This window comes from uncultured Acetobacteroides sp., assembly GCF_963667355.2.
Lineage (GTDB): Bacteria > Bacteroidota > Bacteroidia > Bacteroidales > ZOR0009 > Acetobacteroides.
The window spans coordinates 2,227,151-2,242,467 of sequence record NZ_OY763328.2 but is presented as its reverse complement, the minus strand read 5'-3'; the positions used below and the strand labels follow the sequence as shown (position 1 = coordinate 2,242,467).

Genomic DNA, 15,317 nt, shown 5'->3' with positions numbered 1-15,317 from the left:
GCCTTTTCTACATTATAATGATGATGATCTACTTTCCGGCAATCTTAGCCCACGAGTCCTTAAGCGTAACCGTGCGGTTGAATACAATTCTATCCGCAGTGCTATCGGGATCTACGCAGAAGTAGCCGATGCGCTCGAACTGGAACTTATCACCAGCCTTCTTGGTAGCCAAGTCGGGCTCCACCAGCGCCTCAACCACCTTCAGCGACTCGGGGTTTAGGAAGTCCTTGTAGTCCTCCTCCTCGGTAAGGTTGTCCATATCCTGACGGGTAAACAGGCGGTCGTAGAGGCGAACCTCCACCTTCTTGGCATGCTCGGCCGATACCCAGTGGATAGTACCCTGAACCTTGCGGCCGTCGGGCGAGTTACCCCCACGCGATGCAGGATCGTAGGTGGCGTGTACCTCGATGATATTGCCATCGGCATCCTTAACCACATCGGTAGCCTTAATGAAGTAGGCGTAGCGCAGGCGAACCTCCTGGCCAATGGCCAAGCGGAAGTACTTCTTAGGAGCAACCTCCATAAAGTCGTCGCGCTCGATGAAGATTTCCTTACCAAAAGGAACCATGCGGGTGCCAGCCTCGGCATCTTCGGGGTTGTTTATACCCTCCAGCTCCTCGGTTTGCCCATCGGGATAGTTGGTGATAACCACCTTCAACGGATTAAGCACCGCCATGCGACGTTCGGCGCGCTTGTTCAAATCCTCGCGAACGAAGAACTCGAGCAGCGAGAAGTCGATAACGTTATCGCGCTTGGCCACCCCAATACGCTCGGCAAAGTTGCGGATAGCCTCAGCAGTGTAACCACGACGGCGGATGCCGCAGATGGTAGGCATACGAGGATCGTCCCATCCTGAAACGTAGTTATTCTTAACCAGTTCCAGCAGCTTACGCTTGCTCATTACCGTGTAGGTAAGGTTTAAGCGGGCAAACTCGTACTGCTTCGATGGAAATATCTCGAGCGTGTCCACAAACCAATCGTAAAGCGGACGGTGTACGTCAAACTCGAGCGTACATATCGAGTGGGTAATATTTTCGATGGAGTCGCACTGTCCATGTGCCCAGTCGTACATTGGGTAGATGCACCACTTGTCTCCAGTGCGGTGGTGTTTCGTATGGATGATGCGGTATAGGATTGGGTCGCGGAAGAACATGTTGGTATGCGCCATATCAATCTTAGCACGAAGCACCTTAGCGCCATTCTCAAACTCGCCATTCTTCATGCGCTCGAATAGGTCGAGGTTTTCCTCAACGCTACGGTTACGGTATGGGCTTTCCTTTCCGGGTACGGTTACCGTTCCACGACCAAGACGAATCTCCTCTTGGGTTTGATCGTCAACGTAAGCTTTGCCCTTCTTGATAAGCTCAATAGCCCAAAGGTAAAGCTGCTCGAAGTAGTCGGATGCGTAGAACTCGTTGGCCCAATCGAAGCCAAGCCACTTTACATCTTCCTTTATTGAATCAACGTACTCCACATCCTCCTTAACGGGGTTGGTATCGTCGAAACGAAGGTTGGTTTGTCCGCCGTACTTCTTTGCCAAACCAAAGTTTAGGCAGATAGACTTGGCATGACCAATATGCAGGTATCCGTTAGGCTCGGGAGGGAAACGGGTTAGCACCCTTCCGCCATGCTTGCCGCTCTTGATATCCTCTTCGATAATCTCCTCAATAAAGTTTAGCGCCTTTTCCTCAGCGCTGGTGATCTCCGTCTTATTGTCGCTCATACGTGTAGTTTTTCTCTTAATAACGATATCGCTCGAAACGAAGCGAACCACAAATATAAGCAAAGTGGCGCTTCGCAGCCGAACTTGGGCATACAAATCGCGCATTTCGGCAAAATACAGGAGCAAGATAGCACCCAAATCAGCCCTACCATCCGACAAAAGCCAGCCGAATCCATTACCTTTGCCCAAAACAGAACGGATATGCACGGTATTATTGAAATAGAGAACATGGAGTTCTACGCCTACCACGGCTGCTTTGAGGAGGAGGCCATCGTTGGCAACAAGTTTTTGGTAAACCTCACCATCGAGATGAACCCCGATGTACCCGCCCAAACCGATAGCATCACCGATGCGGTAAACTACCAGCTGGCCTACAGCATCGTGAAGCGCGAGATGGCGATACGCTCGCACCTACTGGAGCATGTTGGCGGACGTATTGTTGATGCCATCTACAAGGAGCTTGCCGGCATCCAGAAGGTAGCCGTTAAGGTTTCGAAGATGAACCCACCAATGGGTGGCCCTATTCAAAAGGTAAGCGTGACGGTGGTTAGATAGATACAACTGATGAGCACAGAGAATAAGCAACCCAAACAATCCATTTGCCCCAAATGCGGCGCCGAGTTTACCTGTAGCACAGCAACGGGCAGCTGCTGGTGCATGGAGCTTAAGCTATCCTCAGAAACCCATAACCAGCTGAGGGCAATGTATGCCACATGCCTTTGCCCTGCCTGCTTGGCTCAATTTGCCGAAAAAGATAAATGAAGCCCTTGCGGCTTTTAAAATTTTACTATCTTTGCCGACGCAAAAGGGTTTCGTGGCCGAGTGGCTAGGCAACGGTCTGCAAAACCGTGTACAGCGGTTCGAATCCGCTCGAAACCTCAAAAAGGCTGAATGTTTCATTCGGCCTTTTTTATTACCATTACCCAAACTGCATTTATATCTTGAATTTAGGATACAGAAAAGGGGAACCTCTTGGCTCCCCTCTTGATATAAAAGGTTCTTTAGTTTCTTTCTACTTTAGTCCTAAATCCCAGAAATCAGGAAGTACTATATCGCTTGCCTGCCTACCTGTTCCTATCAGAACTCGCTTATCAAATTCAAATGCAATAGCATCGCGACGATTAGGGACAGCACCAATTTCCACTTTTACCCATTTCTTTGCTACCGCATCGAGTGTCCAGAGGTCGCTAAAGTACTCCTCGTTATTACAGCCAAAACCTACATACGCCTTCCCTTTCAACGTAAAAGCAACTGCTGCGTAGCGATAGGTTGGAAAATCCTGAATTTGTCTCCACTCGTCTTTGATGGGATCATACTCATAAAAATCCTTTGTCTGACGATAGGGATACCCTCCTTGGCTAATTCCTAATCCCACATACCCCTTTCCGTTGCACGAAAAGGCAACAGCGCCGCATCTAATACCAGGCATGCTTTCAACCTGCATCCATTTATCTAGTTTGGGATCGTATTTCCAAAAATCACTTAAATAATCATCCGAAGAATTGTGAGTACCGGTTCCTACATAAGCACAACCACCTACCACAAAACTTTTTGCACTATAGCGAGCCATTCCTGGGAAATCAGCCTTTCTTTCCCACTTATTTGTGCTAGGATCATACATCCACAAATCGCTACAGTTTTCGTGATTAACGCTAAACCCAAGCCCAACATATAGCTTTTTACCAACAGTGAAAGCAGTTGACGCATTGTATCCTTCTCCTGGATAATCGGCTATTCTTGTCCATGTCTTTTTATTTTCATTATACTTCCAAAAATCATTTAGGTAATCGCCATTAGTATTTACACCTAATCCTACAAATCCATAGCCATCAATTGTTGCAGCTACCGCCCCCTGCCTTTCTGAAAGGGGAGTATCTTTTAACTTCTCAAAAACTGGATGGAAAATTTCATCTCCTTTTGAACAGCTTGTTAAAACAATGCCGGAGATTAAAACGGCAACAAGTAGCTTCATTTTTATCATTTTTCTTAGCTCTTAAATATTCGCCAAAATTAGCCGTTTTCAACGACAAACAGCATATAGAGCGACTACAACTTCGAACAACCATTAACCGAGCGAAGGGAATCGAACAGCGTATAGTATAATGCCGAATATACTTGAGCCTAAATAAAAAGGGGGAACCGTTAGGCTCCCCCTTTTATATATAGCTGGTTGCACTACAACCCAAACTCTTTCTTGATAGCGTCAACGCTGTCGAGCTTCTCCCAGGTGAAGAACTCCACCTCCTTCTCGGCTTGGTTGTTGATGGGGCCAACAAGCACGGCCTTCTTGTAGCACTTACGCCCGAAGTGGCCGTAAGCTGCGGTTTCCTCGAAGATTGGGTTCTTCAAGCCAAACTTCTCGATGATGCGCGCTGGACGAAGGTCGAACAGCTTAGCAACCTTTTCGCTGATCTGAGCATCGGTTAGCCCTGCCTTTGCCGTACCGTAGGTATTCACGTAGATGCTTACCGGACGGGCAACGCCAATTGCGTAGGCTACCTGAACCAGCACCTCTTCGGCAACACCTGCCGCAACAAGGTTCTTGGCAATGTAGCGGGCAGCATAAGCCGCCGAGCGATCTACCTTCGACGAGTCTTTACCCGAGAATGCTCCACCACCGTGAGCCCCCTTGCCGCCGTAGGTATCTACGATGATCTTACGGCCGGTAAGGCCGGTATCGCCGTGAGGGCCACCGATAACAAACTTGCCGGTTGGGTTTACGTGAAGGATGATATCGTCGTTAAAGAGGCTTTGGGTACGAGCTGGAAGAAGCGCCTTAACGCGTGGGATAAGGATATGCTGAACATCAGCCTTAATCTTGGCAAGCATCACCTCGTCCTCGTCGAACTCGTCGTGCTGAGTAGAAACTACGATAGTGTTGATGCGCGCTGGATGGTTGTTGTCGTCATACTCGATGGTAACCTGCGACTTGGCGTCTGGACGAAGATAGGTCATTTCCTTACCCTCGCGACGAATCTTGGCAAGCTCCTGAAGCAGCATGTGCGAGATGGTTAGCGATAGCGGCATGTACTCGTCGGTTTCGCTACAGGCGTAGCCAAACATAAGCCCTTGGTCGCCGGCGCCCTGTTCGCCTGCCCCCTTTTCCTCTTGGCTAACACCACGGTTGATATCGGGCGACTGCTCGTGAATGGTAGAGATCACGCCGCAGGAGTCTCCGTCGAACTTGTAGGCCGCCTTGTTGTAGCCAATACGGTTGATAACCTTACGGGCAACTTCCTGAACGTCTACGTAAGCCTCCGAGCGAACCTCGCCGCTGATAACCACCAAACCTGTGGTAACAAGCGTTTCGCAAGCCACCTTCGAGTTGGGGTCTTGGCTTAAAAACTGGTCGAGAATTGCATCGGAAATTTGGTCGGCAACTTTGTCTGGATGTCCTTCGGATACAGACTCAGATGTAAATAAGTATCCCATTTCTTGTTAAGCTGTTTTTGATTAAACAATAATGAGAAAGGATTTTAGGATGGACAGAAATACTAGGTTTTAGCATTTTTTTCTGTGGTTGCAAGCATCCAAATCTTTCCACATAAGCGCACAAAGGTAGCAATTGTTTTATTTTTTGCTCCATCCGTTGCGCATATTACCCATTTTCTTCAATTGGCTTATAAATTATTATGATAGCAGCCGCTACTGTTTGGGTTCTTTAACTAGCTAAATCTGAAAAACGGCGGCCCATAACTGTTTTTTAATCATTACCGACTATCTTTGCTTCTTGACTATCAACTTAGATTACGAATAATGTTTAGATTCTCTCGAATAGGTTTGGTTTTAGGCGTTGTGGCCCTTGCGATTGCTAGCTTTACATCGTGCTCGAAAAGCGATTTTGTAGGACCAACTCTTATCAACGACCCTATTAACCTAAAGCGGTCCTTTACCGTTAATCCTGGCGAGTCGGTTTCGCTCACCTCAAAGTTCGATGTACCCGAAAGCCTAACGTTCGAGTGGAGCATAGATGGCGTAAAGATGGCTGATAGCAAAAGCACGTATACCTTTTCCACCACCGATCCTGGCAGCTACATCATCACCGAAAAAATATCGAACAGCAACGGCGAGGTATTCATCGACTACTACGTTACGGTAAGAGGTAAGACCTACGACCAAGGCTATTTTCTGCTTAACAACAATACGTCGGAGGCATCGCTTACCTTTATCAGCAAGGATTATTCGACGACTGACGAAAACGCGTACGCAACCGTGAATCCCGGCAAAACTCTAGGTTCGAATATCGTCTCGGCCCAAGCCTACCTCGGAAAGATCTACATCATCTCCGAAACCGAGGGGCTGATTGTGCTAAACTCCATCACCCTAAAGGAGGTTGCCCGAATTGCGTTACCAGCCAAGCCCAACTACTTTTTGGGCATCGACAGGGCAACTGCTTTGCTCAGTACCGATGATGGCATCTACCGAATCAACCTCAACCCGCTTAAGGTGGGCGACAAAATCCCCGGCATCGGAGGGCGCTGTGGCTTGATGGCCACCACCACCAGCTACATACAGGTACTTACCCTCGAAAGTAAAATAATTGCCATAGACAGGAACAAGCTTATCGTATCGAAGCTGCTAAATGTGGGCCGTTCGGGGTTGGCTACCGATTTGAGCGGCAACGTATGGTCCTCGTACAAGGATACGCTCTACTCCATCAACTCATCGCTTTACGTTACAAAATATAAGATGCCTACCGGATTCCTGGTAACCTCCTCCTGGAATCCCTGGAACGAAGGCTCGCTCTGCATATCGCAAACCGAGAATGCGCTGTTCTTCATCCGGGCCAATAGCGATGGCCGCCCCTCGCAGGAAATCTACAAGGTTAGCCTCAGCACCATCACCAATACCTCCACAACGGCATTCATCACCCTGCCCGCAGGCCGGGCATTTAGCGGGGTGGGCATCCGAATCAACAGCGAGAACAACATCGTTGCCTCTACCGTTAGCAGCACCGGCGATAGCCCCGAGGTGGTGGTGTACCGCGCTGGCGATGGAACACCCGTAAAAACAATCAAAACCACCTCGAAGGAGGCAAAGTCGATGCTCTTTAACAACGTAAAGTAAGATGAGAAAGGTTGCCGCACACTACGTGTACTGTGGCGATGGCCAACCCGTAAAGTTTGGCATCGTTTCGCTCGACGACAATACGGTGGTTTCCGTTAGCCCATCGGCGGAAAACCTCGTAGAAGCTGCCCAAACCGAATTCTACCCCGGGGTACTCATCCCCGCCATCGTCAACGCTGCGGCGGCAACCGGCAGCGGCGTTTGGTTTCCGAAGGATGACCACGAGGTAGGCAGCGTACTAACCATCGAGAAGGAGCAGCCGCTGCTGGCGGTGATCACCCCCGAGGCATTGGCACACCTTTCGGCCGAGGCGCTGGCATCCATCTACGAGAATATGATTGCCCTGGCGATAGGCCACGCCTCCTCCAACCATCCTACCCTACTCCTTAGGATGATGGTGCAGCTGGCGGAGAAGCTGCCGGATGTTCCATTCCACGAGATTGTGAAGATGGCCACCACCAACGGAGCCGCAGCGCTGCAGCAGAAGCAGCGGGGCACGATTGCCGCCGGATACCAACCCGGCATTTACCACATATCGGGATTCTGCTTTGCCCGAAAAACCATCGACCAGCACTCCACCATTGAAGTAATTGCTAGCTAAAACCACCCGTTTACCATGGCTACATTTCTATTCGATAAGATAATATTTGGCCCTATAAAGAGCCGCCGCCTGGGCAGCTCGCTCGGCGTTAACCTGCTGCCCAACGACTGCAAGCTGTGCTCGTTCGACTGCATCTACTGCGAGTGCGGGTGGAACACGCCCGGCATCCGCAAGGTATTCCACCCCCGCGAGGAGGTAAAGGCCCGCCTAAGAGAGAAGCTCGAGGAGCTCGGCCGCCAGGATAGTTTGCCCGACGTGATCACCTTTGCCGGCAACGGCGAGCCCACCATGCACCCCGAGTTCGACGGCATCATCGACGATACCATCGAGCTGCGCGATGCGCTGAGCCCCAAAACCCGGATTGCCGTGCTCTCCAACGCCACGCTCATCGGGCGCGAGAAGGTTTTCAACGCCCTGAGGAAGGTAGACCAGAACATCCTGAAGCTCGACTCGGCCTTCGAGGATACCGTGCGGCTGCTCAACCACCCCCAGGGCGAGTACTCCACCGCCGTGCTGGTGGAAAGGCTCAAGAAGTTCGAGGGCAACCTCACCATCCAGACGCTCTTCGTGCGCGGCAGCTACAACGGGCAACCGGTGGACAACACCACCCCCGCCGAGCTCGAGGCCTGGATGAAGCTGCTGGCCGAGATCAAGCCCAAGGAACTGATGGTGTACACCATTGCCCGCGACACCCCAGCCCCCGACCTGGTAAAGGTGCCGGAGAAGGAGCTTCGCGCCATTGCCGACACCGTAACGCAAATGCTAAACATACCCGTACAGGTATCCGCATAAAACCAAAAACCCATGAAGGTACTGGTAGCACCGCTCAACTGGGGAGTAGGGCACGCCACCCGATGCATCCCCATCATCCACTTCCTCCTGAAAAGGGGCGACGACGTGCATATTGCCGGCGACGGGCAGTCGCTGGAGCTGCTTCAGAGCTACTTCCCGCAGCTGGCGTTCCACGAGCTGCCCCTGCTGACGATCACCTACACCAAGCACCTTCCGCTCTACGCGGCCTTCCCCCGCATGGCCGCACGCATGCTCATCCACTACTTTAAGGACCGAAGGGCCATCCGCCGGCTGATGGAGCAGGAGCACTTCGAGTGCATCTTCTCCGACAACCGCTACGGCATCCGCAGCGCCGAGGCCAAGTCGTACCTCATCACCCACCAGCTGCACGTGTGCTTCGGCTGCGCCAACAGCTGGCTCGAGCGCCTCTCGGCCCGCATCATCCGCCGGCTGATCCGCCCCTTCAACGCCTGCCTGGTGCCCGACTACGACAGCGACAACAACCTGGCCGGGAAAATCGACAAGCCCAACGGCGGGCTAAAGGTGCTCTACACCGGCCCACAGTCGCGCTTCCCGCTCGAGGAGCCCGACATCCCGCTGCCCCGCTACGACCTGCTCATCATCCTATCGGGGCCCGAGCCCCAGCGCACCAAGTTCGAGCGGATCGTCGCCTCGCTCTCGGCCTGCAGCGCCAAGCGCATCATGCTGGTAAGGGGCACCAAGGATGCCCCAAACGAGCCGCTGCCGGTTAACCTCAACACGCTCGACTTTGCCGGCGACCTCATGCTGCAAACGCTCATCCGCAACTCCAAGGCCATCGTCGCCCGCGCCGGCTACAGCACCATTATGGATCTCAACGCCCTAGGTCGCGGCGCCGTGCTGGTGCCCACCCCCCACCAGCCCGAGCAGGAGTACCTGGCTACCTGGCTCGACGGCAAGCGCGGCTTCGTTAAGGCCGGGCAGAACGAGAAGGAGCTGCAGGAGTGGTTCTAGCGGCAGAATCATATCATCAAAAATTATAGCAATGAGATCAGCGTTGATATTTGCACCATATATACTTATTCCCATATTCGTCACTTTAATTTTCAAAAAATATAAGGCCTCACGGTCTGATTGGACTTATCCTATAACACTCCTTCTCGTTTTCTTTTACCCATTCCTCCTGTTTTGGATTGACGACTTAGCGACTCCTCCGCAGCCGGGACCTAGATGCGGAAATCCTCCTTGAGGATTCCTTGTCGGCAGCACCATAATGCTGCTGCCCATCTCGCTGGTTCTGCAGTTCGTATTCAACAGAATTCTCTTGCCTACCAAAAAAAGCAGGAAAGCCCCCGATGAAACCAACGGGTAGCTTCACCGCCCATCCACACCTGCCACTGGTCAACTAGGATTCGAGCACGGGCGCTTTCGGGGAATGAACCTCCCCGCCACAGCAGCTTACGCCGACAATCGGATTCCCCCACCCCCCAAAATAAAAATCTCCTACGCCCTACGCAGGAAGCCGTACTGAGATCAGTACAGAGCCCTGCATACTGCAGGAAGCCGTACTGGAATCAGTACAAGTCCCTGCATACTGCAGGAAGCCGTACTGGAATCAGTACAAGTCCCTGCATACTGCAGGAAGCCGTACTGGGATCAGTACAAGTCCCTGCACACTGCAGGAAGCCGTACTGGAATCAGTACAGAGCCCTGCACACTGCAGGAAGCCGTACTGAGATCAGGACGGAACCCTGCACACTGCAGGAGGCCGCACACCTGCCCAAAGCAGATAGCACCCTCCCGCAAACCCGCAAAAAATTCGTACACTTTCTGCTTTGTAAGTATTTTTTAATATATTTACGCCTGTACAATAATATTAATTATTACTGTTATGAAAAAAGTAACCTTCCAGAGCTCTCCAGCTCACCTGCTCTCTCAGATGCAGTTTTACCAGTACATCATCGGCCAGGCCAACAGCATCCACGGGCTGGGCGATACCGTGCTTACCGATACCGAGCTCAAGCAGCTGGTTGCCGTGCTAATTGCGCTTTCGGGCGATTACAACAAGGTGCTACTCCGCGTTCAGAAGAGCCTCATCACCGACGACATCGTCAAGCAGGATCGGGTTCGCGACTTCAGCATCGCGGCGCTACGTGCCGCCATTAAGAACGCCCACTACTCCACCGATGCGGAGGTGGTACGCTGCTCTGTGGCCCTAACCATACTCCTGAACACCTACAGCGATGCCGCCCGGGAGGACCTAGACACCGAAAGCGCCACCATCGACAAGCTGGTGGGCGAGCTCGAGGGCCCCACCTACAAGCCCATGGTGGATACGATTGGAATTGCACCAAATGTCGCCCGCCTGAAGACGGACAACAACACCTTTAAGACGCTGTACGCCAAGCGTACCAGCGAGGAGGTGGCCAAGGATGCCTCCGATACGCGCGAGCTGCGCAGCAAGGTAAACGAGCAGTACATGCTGCTGTGCGACTACGTGCTGCTGAAGGCCCGCATGAAAGACGAGCCCCAGTACAACCAGTCGGTGCAGATCATCAACGAGGCCCGCAGCCGCTACAACGCCCTAATGGCCCAGCACCAAGCAAACCTGAAAAAGGAGAAAGAGAAAGAAAAGGAAAAAGAGAAGGAGAAGAACGACAAGCCCACCAAGAGCTAGCTTCCTCCCTACCATACGCCGCGAGTAGCGCCTCCACAGCGGGCGCTACTCGCCTTTTTTTGAACAAGGTCCGAGACGATGTTAGCGGCTATTGCTATTTTTATGGTCTGGCACCATCTTTGAGATGGAAATTTCCGCGTTGCCTACATTAAGCAACGCCACGCATGGAGGTATTTCCTACAAGCTATACAAGTAAACGTTCACTAAAAACTAAAAACAATGAGAACAACCATTTTGCTACTGAGCCTACTTTTCGCCTTTACGTCATGCTCGAAAGATGATGATAGCCAAGACCCAACCATCGACTACCCCAACAGCCAGATATATACCAACACCAACAAAACCCTGCTAGTTTTGCACAGCGCAGAGTGGTACCTCACCAAAAGCACCAATGGCTTCGCTGAAGTGCATCTGAAAGTGACAGGGTTTACCAACGGCGATAAGATAACCATCGAAAACTACGGCGATGGCCTAAAGGATGACGTAGACGTAGAGTTGGACTCCAAGAAGACCTTTACGAAAGATATCGTTATTTGCTTCTATGCAACCACCGTTCCAACCGGGGAATTCGAGCAGTCGACCACCGTAAAGGTATACCGCGGCTCGGACATACTAACGGTTGACCTGAAAAGCGGAAAACTGAAATTCTAAAGCTGCTATACAAATGGAGCGAGTAGCTGCCTAACCAGTAAGCACTACTCGCCTTTTTTTGGCCCAAATTATACAACGATAACGCAAAGGATTTTGTAAAAGCTATACCTTTGCTCCCCGATGAGAAACCTAAAAGCCATACTTGCCGTACTGCTGCTCGCGCTATCGCTGCTCGACTGCTTCGACACGTGCATCCTCACGGCTTTAAAGCGCTCTCCGAACCTTACCTGCCAAAGCTGCACCGCGCAGGCCACCCATCACCATCACCATCAGGAAGAGATTGTTTTGGAGGAGACCAGCACCACCAGCCAGCCGCAGGAGAAGCAGCAGCCGAAGCTCCCCGTTAGCGATCAGGTTGCCGCGAGCACCTACACTACCTCTATCTGGCAGCCCCCCAAAGCGGCCTAGGCGCAAAGCCTTCACCAAAATGCGATCTGCATTATCCATCGACCAGCAGCTAGGGTAACACCGGCATGACTGGCGATTAAAAACAAAAATCGACCATCATTTTTACCTGTATGAGTACAGAAAAGGAAAAAGTAGCCGGATTTTCGGTACTTGCCGCTGTTTTTTTGACTGGCTTTAAGCTGCTGGTAGGGATCGTTACCGGGAGCCTCGGCATCCTATCCGAAGCGCTACACTCAACGCTCGACCTAGTTGCTGCCATCATAACCTACTTTTCGGTTCGTATTTCCGATAAGCCCGCCGACTACGACCACAACTTTGGCCACGGCAAGGTCGAGAACCTTTCGGCCCTAATAGAGACGCTGCTGCTGCTGCTTACCTGCGTGTGGATTATTTACGAAGCGGCAAGCCGCCTTATCTCGGGCAATACCCACATTGAGGTAACCGTATGGAGCTACGTGGTAGTGGTGCTTTCTATTGTTATCGACTACACCCGATCGCGAGCGCTGTACAAGGTGGCCAAAAAGCACAACAGCCAGGCGCTGGAGGCCGATGCGCTCCACTTCGCCACCGACATCTGGAGCTCGGCAGTCGTGCTGCTAGGCTTGGTTTGCTCCAGCTTTGGCTTCTACTTTGCCGATAGCTTTTCTGCCCTAGCCGTAGCACTAATCGTGCTGGGTGTATCGTACAAGCTCGGCCGTAGGGCCATCGACGTGCTGCTCGACAGGGCCCCCAAGGAACTCTTCGACGAGGTCTCCGCGCTACTCGAACAGCAGCAGGAGGTGGAATGCTACCACGACCTCAAGGTAAGGGTGGCCGGTGCAGATACCTTCATCAACGTAACCATCCACCTTCATCCCGAGCTGAGCCTGACGCAGGCCCACGCCATATCGCATAAGGTGGAGGAGTACTTGAGCAGCAGCATCAGCCGATGCGAGGTGCAGATCCACTACGAGCCCCACGAGACCGAAGTATCAACCAAAAAAAATGAAATCCATGAACTGTCCAATATGTAACGTTCCCCTGATGATCGCCGACAAGCAAGGGGTAGAAATCGACTACTGTCCACAATGCCGCGGCATTTGGCTCGACCGCGGAGAGCTCGAAAAGATCATCGAGCGCTCGCAAACCTTCGGGTTCGGCCACAACCGCTACGATGACGACGACCATCACCACGACAGCCACCACAACTACGACAAGCACGACGACCATCACTCGTACAAACATGGCTACCCGCACAACCGCAAGAAAGGATTCCTATCCGACCTTTTCGACTTTTAGAAGATACCACAAAAGAGAAGCGCCCCCAATTGGAGGCGCTTTTCGCTTACTATCGTATCCTGTTTGATGATTTTCTAGAACAGGTAAATCGTGCAAATCATGGTAATCATGCCCAAGGCGTATCCCCCAGCAATCTGCTTAAGGTTATGCTCGCCCAGATAGAGCCTCGACGTTCCAATAACCCCGCTAAAGAGAAACCCGACGAGCAGAAAGCCGACGATACTCGATAGCAACTTAAGGATTACCAGAAAGATCATTCCCATTAGCCCACCAATGCCTACCATGTGGATGCTGACCTTCCAGAAGATGTTAACCACAAAGGTGAGCAGCACGGCTATTGTGGAGCCTAGCAGAAACCCTTTGATGATGCTTGGAAGCGACACCCCTCCAATAAAGTAGAAGGTTACCGCGTAAAGGATAAAGGTAAAGAGTAGCGGCAGCATCCGTTCCTTCTTATCCGAAAAGTTGTAGTCTTTAGCCATTCGTCGCTTGACGAATATGGGCAAAAGCAGCATGGGCAGCACAAGCGTATTGGCCACAACAACCATCAGCACGTACTGTTTTACCTCCCAAGGAAGAATAGCAGCCACGCTACCAGCCTGAAACATGATCAGGATGCCGTAGGTAGGCATAAAAAGCGGATGCAGCAAAAAGCTGAATGTCTTAGCCAGCACTTTAAACATATTCTATAGCTCCTTACGTAAACGTGCAACTGGAATATTGAGCTGCTCGCGATACTTGGCCACCGTACGGCGGGCAATGGGGTATCCCTTTTCCTTCAGAATATCCATAAGCGCCTCGTCGGTTAACGGCTGCCGCTTATTCTCGTTGGCAACGCACTCCTCCAGTATTGTTTTTATTTCTCTAGTCGAAACCTCCTCCCCGCTATCGTTCTGCATTCCCTCCGAGAAGAAGTGTTTTAAAGGATAGATGCCGAAGTGGGTTTGCACGTACTTGCTATTTACCACGCGCGAAATGGTGGAAATGTCAAGATCGGTTACCGCGGCAATATCCTTAAGTATCATCGGACGAAGCTTGGTTTCGTCGCCCTCCATAAAGTACGCCTTCTGAAATTCCAGGATGGCGTTCATGGTAAGCAGCAGCGTATTCTGCCTCAGCTTCAGGGCATCTATAAACCACTTCGCCGAATCTATTTTTTGCTTTACAAAGGTTACCGCCTCCCTATCCTGCTTGGTGCGATCGGCCTTTTTGGCAACATACGCCTGCAGCATGGTCTGGTAGTCGCGGCTGATGCGTAGCTCGGGCTGATTCATCGAGTTGAGCGAAAGCATCAACTCGTCATCCTTAAGCTCCAGCACAAAATCGGGGATAACATGCTCGGCATACGCGCTGTGCGGATCGTTGTAGCTGCTCCCTGGCTTGGGGGTAAGGCTAATGATCTCCTCAACGGCATCGCGAAGCTCATCCTCCTCCAGGTTGAGCCTGTTGGCAATCTTGTCGTAGTGCTTCTTGGTAAACTCCTCGAAGTACTTCTCCAAAATAGTGGTGGCATTGGAAACCGATGCCACCGCCTGATCCTTGTGCCGCAGCTGAATCATCAAGCACTCCTGAAGGCTACGGGCTCCCACGCCAAGCGGCTCAAAATCCTGAATAATCAGCAGCACCTCTTCGAGTTCCTGCTCGGTAGCTTCGATGTTGAGCGCAAAGGCAATATCATCGACAATGTTCTCCAGCGGACGACGGAGATAGCCGTCGTCGTCGATACTTCCGATGAGGTACTGCCCAAGAGCCTGCTGCCGGGGAGTGATCGGGCGTAGCCCCAGCTGATCCTCCAAACTGGTATGAAAGTCTACACCTACCGAGAAGGGGATCGCCGTCTTTGTGCTATCCTTCGAAAAGTTGTTAGCATACAGCTTGTAGCTGGGCGTATCGTCGTCGTTGATGTACGAGTCGATATTCGACAGCGCATCCTCCTGCGTTTTGTCGGCCATTTCGGCCTCGTCGCTCACCTGATCGCCTCCCTCTTCGAGTACAGGGTTAACCTCCAGTTCCTCCTTAATGCGCTGCTCGAGTTGCATGGTGGGAAGCTCCAGCAGCTTTATCATCTGGATTTGCTGAGGAGATAGCTTCTGTAGTAATCGTTGCTGAAGGTTTAGTTTTTGCATGCTAGCGAATTCCGT

Annotated in this window: 16 protein-coding genes and 1 tRNA gene; 12 read left to right on the top strand and 5 right to left on the bottom strand. The window is 51.7% G+C overall.

Annotation, left to right across the window (positions count from 1 at the left end; translation table 11 throughout):
• Nucleotides 1-28: 28 nt before the first annotated feature.
• The gene (locus ACHZA1_RS09260; protein WP_320051595.1) at nt 29-1,723 is read right to left on the bottom strand and encodes a glutamine--tRNA ligase/YqeY domain fusion protein; all 1,695 of its coding nucleotides are present in this window, start codon (nt 1,721-1,723) and stop codon (nt 29-31) included.
• A gap of 201 nt (nt 1,724-1,924) precedes the next feature.
• On the opposite strand from ACHZA1_RS09260, the gene folB reads away from it, so the two are divergent.
• From folB to ACHZA1_RS09245, 3 genes are all read left to right on the top strand, one after another.
• Entirely contained in the window at nt 1,925-2,278 is a 354-nt protein-coding gene (gene folB / locus ACHZA1_RS09255; RefSeq protein WP_320051594.1) for a dihydroneopterin aldolase, read from the top strand.
• Between the two features lie 9 nt (nt 2,279-2,287).
• Nucleotides 2,288-2,485: a cysteine-rich CWC family protein gene (locus ACHZA1_RS09250; RefSeq protein WP_394701021.1), complete on the top strand. Its 198-nt coding sequence runs from the start codon at nt 2,288-2,290 to the stop codon at nt 2,483-2,485.
• A gap of 46 nt (nt 2,486-2,531) precedes the next feature.
• Nucleotides 2,532-2,602, top strand: a tRNA-Cys gene (locus ACHZA1_RS09245).
• 133 nt (nt 2,603-2,735) lie between these two features.
• On the opposite strand, the gene ACHZA1_RS09240 is transcribed toward ACHZA1_RS09245, so the two are convergent.
• A complete protein-coding gene (locus ACHZA1_RS09240) occupies nt 2,736-3,695 on the bottom strand; it encodes a kelch repeat-containing protein (RefSeq protein WP_320051593.1) in 960 nt (319 codons plus the stop codon).
• A gap of 203 nt (nt 3,696-3,898) precedes the next feature.
• On the bottom strand, nt 3,899-5,155 hold the full coding sequence (gene metK, locus ACHZA1_RS09235) for a methionine adenosyltransferase (RefSeq protein WP_320051592.1): 1,257 nt from the start codon (nt 5,153-5,155) through the stop codon (nt 3,899-3,901).
• 324 nt (nt 5,156-5,479) lie between these two features.
• Here metK and ACHZA1_RS09230 point away from each other — a divergent pair, with 324 nt between their 5' ends.
• From ACHZA1_RS09230 to ACHZA1_RS09190, 9 genes are all read left to right on the top strand, one after another.
• Entirely contained in the window at nt 5,480-6,790 is a 1,311-nt protein-coding gene (locus ACHZA1_RS09230) for a DUF5074 domain-containing protein (protein WP_320051591.1), read from the top strand.
• A 1-nt stretch (nt 6,791) separates the two neighbouring features.
• Nucleotides 6,792-7,391, top strand: coding sequence for a hypothetical protein (locus tag ACHZA1_RS09225; protein ID WP_320051590.1), 600 nt, complete (start codon nt 6,792-6,794; stop codon nt 7,389-7,391).
• Nucleotides 7,392-7,406: 15 nt separating this feature from the next.
• Nucleotides 7,407-8,183, top strand: a complete 777-nt coding sequence (locus ACHZA1_RS09220; RefSeq protein ID WP_320051589.1) for a radical SAM protein — start codon at nt 7,407-7,409, stop codon at nt 8,181-8,183.
• 12 nt (nt 8,184-8,195) lie between these two features.
• Nucleotides 8,196-9,176 (top strand): glycosyltransferase, encoded by a 981-nt coding sequence (locus ACHZA1_RS09215; protein ID WP_320051588.1) that lies wholly within the window; start codon nt 8,196-8,198, stop codon nt 9,174-9,176.
• A gap of 877 nt (nt 9,177-10,053) precedes the next feature.
• The gene (locus ACHZA1_RS09210) at nt 10,054-10,839 is read left to right on the top strand and encodes a DUF6261 family protein (RefSeq protein WP_320051587.1); all 786 of its coding nucleotides are present in this window, start codon (nt 10,054-10,056) and stop codon (nt 10,837-10,839) included.
• A gap of 219 nt (nt 10,840-11,058) precedes the next feature.
• On the top strand, nt 11,059-11,490 hold the full coding sequence (locus ACHZA1_RS09205) for a hypothetical protein (RefSeq protein WP_320051586.1): 432 nt from the start codon (nt 11,059-11,061) through the stop codon (nt 11,488-11,490).
• A 120-nt stretch (nt 11,491-11,610) separates the two neighbouring features.
• Entirely contained in the window at nt 11,611-11,898 is a 288-nt protein-coding gene (locus ACHZA1_RS09200) for a hypothetical protein (protein WP_320051585.1), read from the top strand.
• Between the two features lie 110 nt (nt 11,899-12,008).
• Nucleotides 12,009-12,911: a cation diffusion facilitator family transporter gene (locus ACHZA1_RS09195; RefSeq protein WP_320051584.1), complete on the top strand. Its 903-nt coding sequence runs from the start codon at nt 12,009-12,011 to the stop codon at nt 12,909-12,911.
• On the top strand, nt 12,892-13,176 hold the full coding sequence (locus ACHZA1_RS09190) for a zf-TFIIB domain-containing protein (RefSeq protein WP_320051583.1): 285 nt from the start codon (nt 12,892-12,894) through the stop codon (nt 13,174-13,176). Before ACHZA1_RS09195 ends, ACHZA1_RS09190 begins: the two co-directional genes overlap by 20 nt.
• Nucleotides 13,177-13,250: 74 nt before the next feature.
• Here the strand turns inward: ACHZA1_RS09190 and ACHZA1_RS09185 are convergent, their stop codons facing one another.
• Complete coding sequence (locus ACHZA1_RS09185) at nt 13,251-13,859, bottom strand: hypothetical protein (RefSeq protein WP_320051582.1); 609 nt, start codon at nt 13,857-13,859, stop codon at nt 13,251-13,253.
• Between the two features lie 3 nt (nt 13,860-13,862).
• Nucleotides 13,863-15,302, bottom strand: coding sequence for an RNA polymerase factor sigma-54 (gene rpoN, locus ACHZA1_RS09180; RefSeq protein ID WP_320051581.1), 1,440 nt, complete (start codon nt 15,300-15,302; stop codon nt 13,863-13,865).
• Between the last annotated feature and the right edge of the window lie 15 nt (nt 15,303-15,317).